Genomic DNA, 13362 nt, shown 5'->3' with positions numbered 1-13362 from the left:
TTTTATTTTTTCGATTTTTTCTTCGTATTATTTCCGAATTTTCCTTTTGCTGCATCCGCATAGAAAGGCTTCTTCTTTTTCTTTTTATTTGGTTTTTTATCGAAATCGTTTTTACGTTCTCGATCCTCATCCTTGGATTTTCCTCTGTATTTTTTGTTTTTGTTATTTTCAGAGAAATTTTTTCCGTGTTTTGAGGCTTTACGTTCCTCTTTATTTTCGGAACGATTTGCTTTTGGTCTACGGCGTGGGCCTTTTTCTTTTTTAGATTTTAAATTACTTTCGACAACATCGAGATCACTCTTGATATATTCAAAGTCGATATCACCGGTAACTTTATCCGCTTTAGTAACTTGGATTTTGATGGGTTGACCAATTCGGAAGACAAGTCCTGTTTTTTCTCCCACAAGCGCCATCATACGTTCATGGAAGTTCATATATTCACCTTTAATAGTAGAAATATGAACCAAACCTTCAATAGTATTTTCAAGCTCAATAAACATCCCAAAGCGAGTAACGCTAGCAATAACACCTTCGAACTGTTCGCCGACATGTTTTTCCATAAATTCGGCTTTTTTCATCTTTTCAACTTCACGTTCAGCATCGACAGCACGGCGTTCACGGTTACTTGATTGTTGAGCAATTTCCGGTATTTTTTCGGCCCAATATTCGATGGTCTTTGGACTTGGTTGAGCCATCTCACGAATTAAGCGGTGCACGATCAAGTCAGGATAACGACGAATCGGACTGGTAAAGTGCGTATAGTTTTCTGCTGCCAAGCCAAAGTGACCATAGTTGTCTTCCGAATAGCGTGCTTGTTGCATCGAACGCAGAAGCATCGTTGAGAGAACCATTTCTCCTGGTTGGCCTTTCACTTTTTTCAAAAATTCTTGCAAGGCTTTTTGACTAACTTCTGTCGAAGTGCCTTTGACTTGCAAACCAAAAGTTGCAGCAAAGTCGATAAAACGGGTCATTTTTTCTTCTTTTGGATGTTCGTGAATACGATAAATCCCTGGTAAATGACGTGCTTCAAAACTGCTTGCAACTGTTTCGTTAGCAATCAACATGAAGGACTCAATCATTCGTTCTGCTGTTCCACGACTGCGCTTACGAATTTCGATAGGCAAGCCATTTTCATCAACGATAATCCGTGCTTCCATAGTTTCGAAATCAATCGCCCCACGGCGGCGGCGCATCGCTGCCAAAGCTTCGTGAAGCTCAGACATAATCTCTACGGATTCTTTAATTGCAGCATATTTTTCTAATGTTTCCTCGTCACCAGCAAGCATCAGGTTAACATCATCGTAGGTCATACGTTCTGTCGTCTTGATAATGGAAGGACCTATTTGTGATTGAAGGACTTTTCCTTCTGGCGTAATCTCCATCACACAAGACTGTGTCAAGCGATTAACGCGTGGGTTGAGTGAACAGATACCGTTTGAGAGTCGTTCAGGCAACATTGGCACGACACGATCAGCCACATATACTGATGTTCCACGTTCAAAAGCTTCACGGTCCAAGGGCGAATTTTCAGTGACATAGTGTGACACATCTGCAATGTGAACGCCCAACTCATAGTTACCATTACCCAAGCGTTTGATATGCACAGCATCGTCTAAGTCTTTTGCATCAGCGCCATCGATAGTGAAAGTAATCTCATTACGATAGTCCACGCGCCCCATGATATCTTTTTCATCAACTTCTTCGGGTACAGCGTTCGCTTGCGCCAAAACGTCTTCTGGAAATTCAGAACGAATACCAAGTGAAGCTAAAACTTCAAGAACATCGATTCCTTTATCACCTGCTTGTCCGACAATTTCGACAGCCAAACCTTGCATACTTTTGGGATTTTTCTTATCTGGATAAGCGGTAATGTCAACACGAACTACTGCTTTATCTTCTGGTACCAAGCCCTTATCTGTCAAAAAGACATGATAAGGCAACTTTTTATTGCGTGATTTTACGTAACCGATACGATTGAACTCTTGACGTTCTTTTTCGTCAAATTTGACAAAAGTTCCGACAAGCTGAGTAACCGCGCGCTTTAAAACCTCTGTAACTACCCCTTCAGCACTTGTGCCTTTTAAAGGATTAGCATTACTTTTCAGTTCGACTTTTACTTCATCTCCTTCAAGAGCAAAAGCCGTTCTTCCCTTAGGAATAAAAACGTCAGGCTCATCAGAATCCACTGTTACAAAACCAAAACCGTTCGCATTAGCACGGAAGATTCCGACAAGTTCTGCTTTTACTTCGGCTAGTGTGACTTTTCCATTTTTTGTAAATTCCAGTAATCCTTCCCCTTCAAGAGCAGCTAAAGTTTTAACAAATAGTTTAAAATCTGAAGCCTTTGTTAGGTCAAGTTCCATTGCCAGTTCTTCTACAGCATAGGCTCTCTTTGGATGTTTTTTAAGTTCATCCAATATAACTTCTTTTATTTTCATGTTTCTCCAATATTTCTTTTTCTCTATGCACTTTGGTGATTCTTTTCAATCCCAAGCACATACATTATTATTTTAAAAATTAAAATGCGGACTGTCAGCAGCCCGCTACTTTTTGGTTCGATAAACGTAAAATCTCCACTGATTTCTCCGTAATCGTTTATTCAATAGGGGCAATCATCCTAAACAGCCCAATCTTTTTCATCGTCCGCATGGAATAATGATATTATAACATATTTGATATTTTCGTGAACCACCTTTTACTGCACGCGATCAAATCTTGCTCCTGCTGTTGGATGATTATGATATTCAAAAGCTTCCAGAAGATCCTCACGTGTGTTTCGATCCACAGAAATATTCTGCAAGTTTTCAACTTCTTCCCGCGAGAAAAAGCGTGCCTCCGAAGTTTCTAATCCCGGATGCAACTCAAAAGTTTTGGGCTCACAATAAAAGAAGAGCTTATAAACATAATTCAAGCTTTTAGGATAAGGATGTTTGGCCTTATCAACCAGCTTAAACAACTGTAACGGTATCACTTCAAGCCCACTTTCTTCTCTTACTTCTTTTTGAGCTATTTCTGCGGGAGAATAACCGACATCTGCCCAACCACCAGGTAAAGACCATTGTCCTTCAGTTTTTTCTTTCACAAGTAAGAGACGGTTATCTTCAAAGACAACAGCTCTTACATCCACTTTGGGTGTGACATAACCTAAATCCTCATTAAAGAAGGATTCCAGTTCATTTTTTGAGTAAGAGGTCAACTTTTGAGAAATTTCAAAGAGAATTTCTTTCATTTCTTCTAATCTTTCTCGGTCATACACATCTTTATTATAATACAAAGAAGTGTTTACAAGAGCTTTAAGTTTTGCTAGAGCTTGAGTTGTATCCATTTTTTATCCTCCTTCTCTCATTTTATCACACGTACGGGATGATACAAAAAGTATTTATTATTAACTAAATGAAAGAGTATATTTTATTGAAAAATTTTTATTAAATGTTTGAATCTTGGGGAGCTTGTCTATATAATGAAAAGAGTAAGAGATAAAAAAATGGGAACAAATCATATCGCAAGCTAGTCTCTTGAAGAATGAAATACGTGCGCGAATCACGCTAAAAGGGTAAGGAGAAACTTTTATGAATGAAAAGAAGATTAACAAACATATTTTTGTTTGGATTGGAAACTTTTTAGTTGGACACTTTGGCGTTGACCGCTTTATGCGTGGTCAAATCGGCATGGGTATCTTTAAACTTCTATGTAACTGGATGACTTTTGGTATTTGGTCACTCACCGACTGGATAATCTCCCTCGTGAAAGCTTACAGTACATATAGTGACACAGACGATATTACCTTTATCGATGGTAAATATTCACGTTAAATGAAAAAGCATCCTCATCTTCAAAAGATAAGGATGTTTTTTTGTGGGATTACTTAAAACGTTGTCCACGCTTTCGTCTTATCAACCGAATAACTACACCCGATAAGCCACAAAAGAGAGCACCAACGGAAGCTATCGCTCCCAGCCCTTCTAAAAATAATTTATGAGAGTGTGCGCCATAGCTAAATAAAACAAGACCAACTGCTATTATGACAAGCCATGTACTGCTTATTCTGATCCGATCGTCCATTGTGTTCCTCACATGTTTTAGTAGGATATTATTATAGCATATAATATCATGAATCAATTCAAAATAAATTGTGAGGAAAAATATTTCCAAAGAAATGTTAGGAATTTCCTAAAATTGTAATAATCTCTTCAAAGATTTCCGTCTTTTCCTTATATTTTATATCTTAACGCTTTGCTTCTTATAGTTTCGGATCAGCCACCAGCCTAATACACTGAAGACAACTGGTCCGGCTATCATTGAGATAATATCCGAATAAACACTTCCCAAAGGAATTTCAGCTGGCGCTTGGAGATAATTTATGACGGGTTCAATAATTGTAAAGAAGTCCGCCAGAATAATCATCAGCGCTGCAATCCAAGAGATGCCAATAGCAAAGGCTTGATTTTTCATAATCGTGAAAGGTTTCTCGATCGCCTGATTTTTCTTGAATTTGATATAAGCAAAGACGATAAAGACATAGGGAAGACTAGAAGCAATATTACTCATGTTAGTAATGACTAGGAAGAATTTATCTGCTGCTCCCTTATTGATGAGTGAAATTCCCATATTCAATAAAATCATTAGAGTCACAATGATGAATTGAGCTTTCATAGCATTTTTAGGCACACCATTTTCTATTTTTCCAAGTTTTCCTGGCCACACTTTTTCCGGTGTCCCCTCCATCAGTTGTTTAAGGGGAGAATAAATCAAAGTAAAGAGTGCACCTATAAGAGTGAGAAACATCGAGAGACCTACATAACGAGCAAAAACTGTTCCCCAAGTATGTACAGCACCAGATGATAGATTGAAGGATTCTGCCAGTTTTTCACCCAGCTGCTGCATCATAAAATAAGTAATATTACCTTGGTTGACTGAACCATCCATAATCCCCGGAATCCAGTCTTTATCAAAATTAATGAAAAAACCTGTACACAGAATCATGAAAGAATAACCAATGCCAATAATGGCTGCCGAAAGTAAGATACCTTTAGGAAAGTTCTTTTTCGGTTCCACTGTTTCATCAACCAGTCCTCCCACGGATTCTACTCCGGCGTAGGCAAAAATAGCATATACTAAGAAAGCAATAAAAGTAACAAAACTTGTAGGTTGCAATGTTGGATTTGGTGTTGAAATCAAGGATTTTATCGTTAAGGGCGTTGCAGGCTGAAAACCACTTTTAGCTAAAATAATAAAGGCACCGATGATGAGAATAAAATTAAGTGAAACAACAGCAATACCTCCAACTGAGGCCACTTTTTTTATGGTTTCAAGCCCTCTAAGCGAAATGAACGTCACGAGAAACATGATAAGAATGGCCAAAAGTGACACAATAACTGTGCTTGGTAAGATTGTTGTGCCAAAAATCATGTTAGAAATAGGAACTAATATACGGTTTCCTACAGAGACAAACCAGATAACCCAGGACATATACCACATCAAAGTACCAATCATGGCAAAGGATGGCCCCACTGATTTTTCCATCCATGTATAAATACCACCTTTCTCAGCATTAAAAGCTGAACCAAATTCAGTGACCATTAAAGAAAATGGGATGAAAAAGACTAAGGCACTAATAATATACCAAATGATTGATCCGTAGCCCATTTGAAAAAAGGCGAGCGGAACATTCCCAAAGCCATACACCGATGTAAAAATCATCAGGGCTAAAGAAATTGCTGTTAATTTATTTTTTTTAAGTTGCGACATTTTCTTCCTCTTTATGTATTTCTTTGGATTTATTATACAGCTATATGTATATTTATGCAAGAATTTATTAATAAACTGCAGTAAGTATGAATATCAATAAAATGCTTTTCTATTGTCTCTCCTTGAATCGGCATAAAAAAATAGAGTAAAATACTCTATTTTTTTACTAGAAGGTAAATGCTGGATTAAAACCCCCTCTATATGGCTCATGTTCAACATAGACCACAATATCCTTACCAGCTGCATCTTTCCCCATACGTTTGTAAGTAAATTTTTGAGAATTTAGCTCAGTGATTTCTAATACTGCACCGTATTTATTTTGACCAATAGAAACATGACTTCTAATTTTATTTTTGAAAATCACATCAAAGTAACCAAAATCACCACGGGTATTGCCTGTATTGACATCGAAAAATTCATATTTGCTAGTTTGTGCATCAAATTTCGCAAGGCTAATAAACATCTGGTTTTCTTTTGTCACGTCATTACCTTGCTCATCACGTACTACTGTACCATGCCATAAGGTACTACCAAGAATTTGACTGCCGGGCTTTGACTTCACAATTTTGCCTGTTTGAGTATGCAATTTTTCACGACCATGTGTAAATTTAAGATTTTTCGCCTTATAGGGTACATGTTCGACATATACTTCGACAGATTGACCATTTTTATCGACACCCATTCGTTTGTAAGTAAATTTGTGGTGATTCAACTCTGTGATATCAACGACAGCTTGATAGTTTTGTGTCGCAGAGATGAGAACACGTTTTGTACCATCATTTGTTACGAAAAATGTTCCTTCATCACCTCTTGTTTTTCCGGTTGTCTTATCAAAAAATTCATAGTAACCTGTTTTGCTGTCATACTTGGCAAGGCCGATAAAGTTACTATTTTCTTTTGTTAAATCATTGCCCTGCGCATCATAAACTTTTGTGCCTTGCCAGTTTGTCTGTGACAATGTTTTTTCATATTGATTTCCTAATGAAGAATCGTTTTTATGTGAAGATGAATGTTGAGACACCTGATTGGCTTGGGTCGAGTGATCTGACACATAAGTATCTGCAAAGACACCAAGTGCTAAGACAGATGAGAACAATACTATTTTTTGAACTTTCATAAGATAATCTCCTTTTTTATTGTATAATTTATTATAGCAAGCAAATATAAACTCCAAATGGCTAAATTATGAACAAATTATAAACTTTTAGCATTTGGTTGAGAAAGAGCTATATGACAATAAAACATAGATTTATCACAACTTACATCAGTGCTATCGCAGTGACATTAGTTTCTGTGTTCTTAATTTTTTCTGTTGTATCTTACAGTACTTTGGGTAAGATTCCTTCTATAAAAAATATTTACAGTATGTTAACGACAAACCAGCCTCTCTCAGAGCAAGAAAAGCAAAGTTTTCTGACTTTGCAAACATTGGTAAAAAGTTCGCCAAATCTTCTTGAGCCTCCTTTAAAGGACGAAGCCAAAGATATTATTCAGAGCATCGAAAAGCAAAATATTAATATCGTCATTCGCAAAGGCAATAATGTCCTCTATCATTCCGAAGAGCTGAAAGCTTCTTCACTTCGGGTTCATATGCCTGACTTCGACGAAAGCAATCTTAATCCGACAGGCACGATGGATAACAATGGACGTTTTTATAATTACATCAAGTACAGCTTTAGATATGAAGACGGGACTTTTGGTGATTTTCTAATTTTAAAAAGACAAACTAACTTATTTGAGTTTTTCATTCGTTGGGGCATCTGGATGATTCTGTTCATTCTCATTTTATCTGCTCTTATTTTCTGGTTTATCAGTAAGCGGCTTTCAAAAACCGTCATCAAACCCTTAGTTACTCTAGAAAAAAATGCCCGCTATCTGATCGAACAGGATAATATACTTACGGAAAATCCTTTTACTGATGATTCAAAGGGTGCAAAAGAGGTTGAACAGCTAAAAGAAAGTTTGTACCAGATTTGGACGGATCTTCAAGCTGCACGTCTGGTTCAGAAAAAGTATGAAGAAAATCGCAAAGAACTGATTGCCAACATCTCGCATGATCTTAAAACACCGATAACTTCAATCCTTGGTTATGTCGAAGGTTTGCAGGAAAACATTGCCCAGACGCCAGAAAAACGAGCACTTTATTTGGCAACCATCCATGAAAAGAGCTTGGTACTCAATGAACTTATCGATGAACTCTTCCTTTACTCGAAGCTAGATATGGATAGTGTCAACTTAAGTTTTAGCAAAATCGACTTTACCTTCTATATTCAGAAGTTTGAATCCGAAATTGCAAGACACGAAAATGTCAATGTTATCCTGCAGCTCCCACAAGATGAACTTCCTGTGCTGTTGGATACAGCTTACTTTGACCGAGTTATGCAAAACCTCATCCAAAACAGTTTTAAATTTGCCCAAGCAGAGCAGCAGTTAGAGATTATACTCACTTTATTTAAAACCTCAAAAGGTATCCAGTTTATATTTGAAGACAACGGCAGAGGAATTTCACCTGAGGACTTACCTTATATTTTCGATCGTTTATACCGATCTGATAAGTCGCGCACTTCTCAGATAAAAGGCAGTGGTTTAGGGCTGAGTATTGTCAAACAAATCGTAGAACAACATCAAGGGTCTGTTCATGCCGAAAGTACTTTAAATAAAGGCACACGTATTATAATAATTCTGCCTAAAGCATAAGGAGTAACAATGAAAGATAAAATTTTAATCATCGAAGACGATGTGAGTATCGCCAACTTACAAAAGGACTATTTGGAAATTAACGGAATGGATGCTGTGATTGAAACAGACGGAACAGCTGGTTTAAACACTGCTCTAAATCTAGATTTTGACTTAATTATCGTGGATATTATGCTTCCTGGGGTTGATGGATTTGAGATTTGTAAAGCAATTCGAAATAAAAAACAAACGCCTATCATGATTGTTTCCGCAAAAAAAGAAGATATTGATAAAATTCGCGGACTTGGCTTAGGTGCTAACGATTATATGATTAAACCATTCAGTCCCAATGAACTGGTGGCACGAGTCAAAGCTCATATCCAGAACTATAAACTTTTAAAACCTAAAGAAAACTCCGATATTCTTAAGATAGATGACCTTATCATCCACAAGGATTCACATAAGGTTTACTTATTAGACAAAGAAATCATCCTCACGAACAAGGAATTCCAACTGTTGCTCTTTTTAGCTGAACACCCAAATCGAGTATGGAGCAAGGAAAGCTTATTCGAACAAATCTGGGAGATGGATATTTATGATACAGATGTTGCTACTGTTGTTGTTCACATTAAAAGACTAAGAGAAAAACTCAAAAGCGTTCAGTCGCCAACACAACCTATCGAAACTATTTGGGGCGTGGGCTATCGTTTTAATTTATAATAAAAAACGTTTCTATCATAAGGACAGAAACGTTTTTTTATATTCTTTATTTTCCAAGATAACGTTGTTCAAAAGCTTCAAGGCTTTCACCTTCTCGACGTTCAACAACTTTTTCAACAGTCCATAATTCATCATGGCTACGATCACGCATCGTATCCGAAGTATCTAGAGGACGTAAACTTGCTGCTGTACGTGCTTTGACAGCTTCATCTTCTGGGAAGAGATGAGGAGGTAAACTTAGGTCTTTCCCTGCTTCTTCTTTTGATTCGTCAATCCAGAAACCTGAAGTAATTAATGCCTCTTCATAACTGTCGGCAGCACCATCACCTGACTCAGCCATATCAAGAGCGCCAATACCTGGTGTAAATGTAGCAATTTCAAACAGAACCCCCGGAGCTACACGCACGTATTCGCTAGAGAAGTAGAAACGATCCACCAAGCCAGAATGTGGTAAACGAAAGGCTTGAATACGTTCAATCCAGTAATTTAAAGTTTCAGGATTTGTCGTTCCTAATGCTAAATGGTGAATTGTACCGTAGCCTTGATAAGCATAACGCTCATTTTCTTGCGCTTCTTCAATGATCAAAGCTGCACCATTGCCTCCATTGGCTACTTCAAAAAGATGCAAATTATTTTCTTGACCAGCATAACGGAAGCCAAAGACTGTTTCCAAAATAATACGTAAATTGTAAGTGTCCGTAACTTTCACAAAGACTGGACCCATGCCAATGATTCCATGTTCAGGCGCTACATTTGAGAGAAGCCATGAACGATCCAGTGCAGCATCACCTGTGTTGTCTTGATCGGAAATCAATTGGTATTTTTGACCATCAAAATCTTCAAATTCGAGTGTTTTCTTGCCAAATTTGACATTAATTTCGCCATGTTTAACATGCGCTTTTTCAAAACGCTCTGTCCAGTAAGTAAGAGAAGCGTCACTTGGTACACGAAACGAAGCACGCTCAATATTGTTTGCCCCATGCATTCCTTTGGGAATATCTTTGAAGTCAAAGAAGGTCATATTTGGACTTTTCCCATCTTCCCCTGTGAAGTAAAGGTGATAAGTCTCATAATCATCTTGATTGACGGTTAATTTTGCCAAACGTAAGCCTAAGATATTTGTAAAAAAGTCATAATTCTTTTGTGCGCTTGATGTGATTGCTGTAACGTGGTGAACTCCACCAAGGATGTTTTGTGTTTCAATTTCTGTGTTCATGGGATTTTCCTCTTTTTTTAGTTTTTTTATGATTTTCTCGATTGGAAAGACATGTTCATGTAAGCTTATCTTTTTCTTCATGCTGCTAACCATTTCTTTGCTGCTACAAGTTCATCATTGCTTAATTGGTGACCAAAACTGGTTTTAAATACTTCCAGCTCACATTCTGTCTTTTGCAAGTCAGAAGAGAGCTCTTCCAGATTTGCTCGACTTACGATAGGATCATTGTCCGCGTGAGTCAGAAAAATTTTACTTTCATCTGCAATTACGGGTTCTTCTATATCGGTAAGTTGCATGGCATGAAAGGCTAAAACTCTATCAAATTGCATTATGCCTTTCAGTTGCATATATAGTGCAACATTCGCACCATTAGAATAACCAATCACTGCAAGTCGCGTAAGATCCAGCTGATATTTTTGTCCTAAACGTGTCACTTCTGTAGCTAACCATTGGGATTCTTGGCTCAGCGATTCCAAGTCAAAATTTTCTTTCGTAAAACCAGGACCTTTGAGTTTAAAGTAGCGGTTTATCCCTTGCTCACTGACGCGTCCACGAATGGATAAGAGAGGGTGATTGGGAAATAAGTCTTCAGCCAATGGAATCAGCTGCTCTTCATCACCACCTGTGCTATGCAAAACCAGAACAGGTGCAAGACTCTCATCGCCGGGTTTAAAAATATAGTTGGTCATTTCATTTCCTCTTTCTGATACAGATTAGACTTGCCTATTTTTGATACAGCCTCAACATCGTTTTATGTTTTTTTTAATTTTCATTTTTTGTTCCTTTTCGTTTACGTTTGTAAACTATATTTGTATTATATCGTTTACTTTTGTAAACGTCAAGTATTTAAGATTATTTTTTCAAAAATTTTTTAGTGACTAAAATCCTGCAACTCACTTTAATTGTCCTTGAATTTTTACTTTTTTTGTTCTTTATCAAGTTTTCACTTACGAAGACACGGTCATTTATGTTATGATATAGTGCACTTAAAAAGAATGGAGAAAAAAAGATGCCTAAAAATTTTAAAGAAGAACTTGTTTTTACCGGATTAATTGCTGGAATGATGGTTTTTGGAATGACCATGTATAATGTTTTTAAAGCCAGCGGTATAAATATGGAAAGTTGGGGAAATGTAGCTACTGGTTTTCCACTCGCTCTACTTGTCGCTGTCATACTTGATCTTGCACTTGTTGGCCCGCTGGCGAAAAAAATTGTCTTTTCTCATATCGAAAAAAAGAACTTACAGCCCTCTCCTGCGCAACTTGGTATTTTTATTTCCTTGTTTATGATTCTAGGAATGGTTACCCTTATGTCTATTTTCGGGATTATCATGGAAGGGACACCAACAACAGATAGTCTGCTTCTCTTGTATGGTAAAACATGGGCATTAAACATTGTCGTTGCACTTCCTCTTCAATTACTTTTGGTCGGTCCAAGTTCACGATTTATATTTGCGAAAATTTATCGTTAAATACCTGAAGAATACTAAAAAGTCCCTTTAAAAGATAAAGGGACTTTTTAGTCAAAAGAAAAAACTCTCCAAGTTGAAGAGTAAATTGAAATTATGAAATTATGTATTTAAATTGTATCAAAAAATTTACACTAGTGGTTAACATTTGTCTATAAATTTTTCTTTTTAAATAAAAAAGCGGTCCATTATTTTTCGACCGCTTCATTTTGCATATTGTTATTCTTTATTTCGTAGAGAGAACGACCAAGATGAAACCAAGTACAAGCCAAATACCAATAGTAATACCTGTAAAACGTTGCATCACAGCCTCAAAACCACGCGCTTTACGTCGTTCAAATAGCTCGCCTGAACCACCTGAAAAAGCATCAGCAGCACCATCTTGTTTAGAAGGTTGCATCAAAATTGAAATAACTAAAATTGCAGAAATAACCAACATAATGACGAGTAAAACGTCGTAAATTACTTTATCCATATATAATTTTCTTCCTTAATCAGAATTACACTAATAAGATTATAACACATTTATTACTAGAATACGAACGATAAAAACAAAAAAGAACGGCAGTAATGCACGCTCTTTTTTGTTTAACCTTCTACATATTTGTAAGCTTCTTGAGCTGCTTGGGCTCCATCACCTACTGCAGTAGTAATTTGGCGGAAATCTTTTTGACGAACATCACCAACGGCAAAGATACCTGGAATGCTTGTCTTCATCGTAGCATCTGTGATAATCCAACCTTCTTCATCTGTAATACCTAAATCACGAGCAAATTCAGATACAGCATCCAAACCTACATAGATAAAGAGACCACCGAAGTTGGCTTCTGTAACTTCACCTGTCTTAACGTTTTTATAACGTACAGATTCAATTTTACGTTCATCACCTTTGATTTCTTCAAGAACAGAATCCCAGATAAATTTTATTTTATCGTTAGCAAAGGCGCGTTCTTGAATAATTTTTTGCGCGCGTAATTCGTCGCGGCGATGCATAATTGTTACTGTTTTACCAAAGCGAGTTAAGAAAATGGCTTCTTCAACAGCGGAATCACCACCACCAACAACCAAGATATCTTGATCACGGAAGAATGCACCATCACAGACAGCACAGTAAGATACACCACGGGCACCGTATTCTTCTTCTCCAGGAACTCCTAACTTACGGTGATTTGCTCCTGTGGCAATGATGATTGATTTTGTTTCAAATACTTCTTCTTCAGTATTGATTGTTTTAGTTGCACCATTATCGACGATTGATGTGACAAAGCCATAAGCATTTTCAACACCAAGATCAGCTAAAGGCTCATACATTTTCATTGAAAGTTCAGGACCCATGATTTGACCATAGCCTGGGTAGTTTTCAATTTCTGCTGTATTATTCATTTGCCCGCCCGGAACACCTCGTTCCAAAAGCAAGGTTTTCATTTCACTTCTAGCGCTGTACATAGCTGCGGTCATGCCTGCAGGCCCTGCACCGATAACTACTACATCGTAAATTTTTTCTGTCATAATTCACCTCTTCAAGTATAGAACC

General features: G+C 37.2%; 13 protein-coding genes. 4 read left to right on the top strand and 9 right to left on the bottom strand.

Annotation, left to right across the window (positions count from 1 at the left end):
* Nucleotides 1-2 precede the first annotated feature (2 nt).
* Together rnr and lgb_RS03950 are read right to left on the bottom strand one after the other, a co-directional pair.
* Nucleotides 3-2438, bottom strand: a complete 2436-nt coding sequence (gene rnr, locus lgb_RS03955) for a ribonuclease R (protein WP_019291896.1) — start codon at nucleotides 2436-2438, stop codon at nucleotides 3-5.
* 257 nt (nucleotides 2439-2695) lie between these two features.
* Nucleotides 2696-3325 carry an NUDIX hydrolase N-terminal domain-containing protein gene (locus tag lgb_RS03950; RefSeq protein WP_019293150.1) on the bottom strand — a complete coding sequence of 210 codons (630 nt, stop codon included), beginning with the start codon at nucleotides 3323-3325 and terminating at the stop codon, nucleotides 2696-2698.
* Between the two features lie 244 nt (nucleotides 3326-3569).
* Here lgb_RS03950 and lgb_RS03945 point away from each other — a divergent pair, with 244 nt between their 5' ends.
* Nucleotides 3570-3812, top strand: coding sequence for an NINE protein (locus tag lgb_RS03945; RefSeq protein ID WP_019291898.1), 243 nt, complete (start codon nucleotides 3570-3572; stop codon nucleotides 3810-3812).
* A 49-nt stretch (nucleotides 3813-3861) separates the two neighbouring features.
* Here the strand turns inward: lgb_RS03945 and lgb_RS03940 are convergent, their stop codons facing one another.
* From lgb_RS03940 to lgb_RS03930, 3 genes are all read right to left on the bottom strand, one after another.
* On the bottom strand, nucleotides 3862-4062 hold the full coding sequence (locus lgb_RS03940) for a hypothetical protein (RefSeq protein WP_016170957.1): 201 nt from the start codon (nucleotides 4060-4062) through the stop codon (nucleotides 3862-3864).
* 156 nt (nucleotides 4063-4218) lie between these two features.
* The gene (gene yjeM, locus lgb_RS03935) at nucleotides 4219-5748 is read right to left on the bottom strand and encodes a glutamate/gamma-aminobutyrate family transporter YjeM (RefSeq protein WP_019293151.1); all 1530 of its coding nucleotides are present in this window, start codon (nucleotides 5746-5748) and stop codon (nucleotides 4219-4221) included.
* Nucleotides 5749-5914: 166 nt separating this feature from the next.
* Nucleotides 5915-6865 carry a DUF4822 domain-containing protein gene (locus lgb_RS03930; RefSeq protein WP_019293152.1) on the bottom strand — a complete coding sequence of 317 codons (951 nt, stop codon included), beginning with the start codon at nucleotides 6863-6865 and terminating at the stop codon, nucleotides 5915-5917.
* Nucleotides 6866-6978: 113 nt separating this feature from the next.
* Here lgb_RS03930 and lgb_RS03925 point away from each other — a divergent pair, with 113 nt between their 5' ends.
* Nucleotides 6979-8445: a sensor histidine kinase gene (locus tag lgb_RS03925; protein ID WP_019293153.1), complete on the top strand. Its 1467-nt coding sequence runs from the start codon at nucleotides 6979-6981 to the stop codon at nucleotides 8443-8445.
* Nucleotides 8446-8454: 9 nt separating this feature from the next.
* The gene (locus lgb_RS03920; RefSeq protein ID WP_019293154.1) at nucleotides 8455-9144 is read left to right on the top strand and encodes a response regulator transcription factor; all 690 of its coding nucleotides are present in this window, start codon (nucleotides 8455-8457) and stop codon (nucleotides 9142-9144) included.
* Nucleotides 9145-9190: 46 nt separating this feature from the next.
* Here the strand turns inward: lgb_RS03920 and lgb_RS03915 are convergent, their stop codons facing one another.
* Together lgb_RS03915 and lgb_RS03910 are read right to left on the bottom strand one after the other, a co-directional pair.
* On the bottom strand, nucleotides 9191-10360 hold the full coding sequence (locus lgb_RS03915) for a VOC family protein (RefSeq protein WP_019293155.1): 1170 nt from the start codon (nucleotides 10358-10360) through the stop codon (nucleotides 9191-9193).
* 77 nt (nucleotides 10361-10437) lie between these two features.
* Nucleotides 10438-11049: an alpha/beta hydrolase gene (locus lgb_RS03910; protein ID WP_019293156.1), complete on the bottom strand. Its 612-nt coding sequence runs from the start codon at nucleotides 11047-11049 to the stop codon at nucleotides 10438-10440.
* A 320-nt stretch (nucleotides 11050-11369) separates the two neighbouring features.
* Between lgb_RS03910 and lgb_RS03905 the strand changes: the two genes are divergently transcribed.
* A complete protein-coding gene (locus lgb_RS03905; protein WP_019292116.1) occupies nucleotides 11370-11831 on the top strand; it encodes a DUF2798 domain-containing protein in 462 nt (153 codons plus the stop codon).
* A gap of 223 nt (nucleotides 11832-12054) precedes the next feature.
* Here the strand turns inward: lgb_RS03905 and secG are convergent, their stop codons facing one another.
* Both secG and trxB read right to left on the bottom strand, forming a co-directional pair.
* Nucleotides 12055-12303 carry a preprotein translocase subunit SecG gene (secG, locus tag lgb_RS03900; protein ID WP_004258115.1) on the bottom strand — a complete coding sequence of 83 codons (249 nt, stop codon included), beginning with the start codon at nucleotides 12301-12303 and terminating at the stop codon, nucleotides 12055-12057.
* A gap of 113 nt (nucleotides 12304-12416) precedes the next feature.
* The gene (gene trxB, locus lgb_RS03895) at nucleotides 12417-13337 is read right to left on the bottom strand and encodes a thioredoxin-disulfide reductase (protein ID WP_004258118.1); all 921 of its coding nucleotides are present in this window, start codon (nucleotides 13335-13337) and stop codon (nucleotides 12417-12419) included.
* Between the last annotated feature and the right edge of the window lie 25 nt (nucleotides 13338-13362).

Source organism: Lactococcus petauri, assembly GCF_023499275.1.
GTDB classification, from domain to species: domain Bacteria; phylum Bacillota; class Bacilli; order Lactobacillales; family Streptococcaceae; genus Lactococcus; species Lactococcus petauri.
The sequence above is the reverse complement of the archived record's forward strand: the minus strand, read 5'-3'. Positions and strand labels throughout refer to the sequence as shown.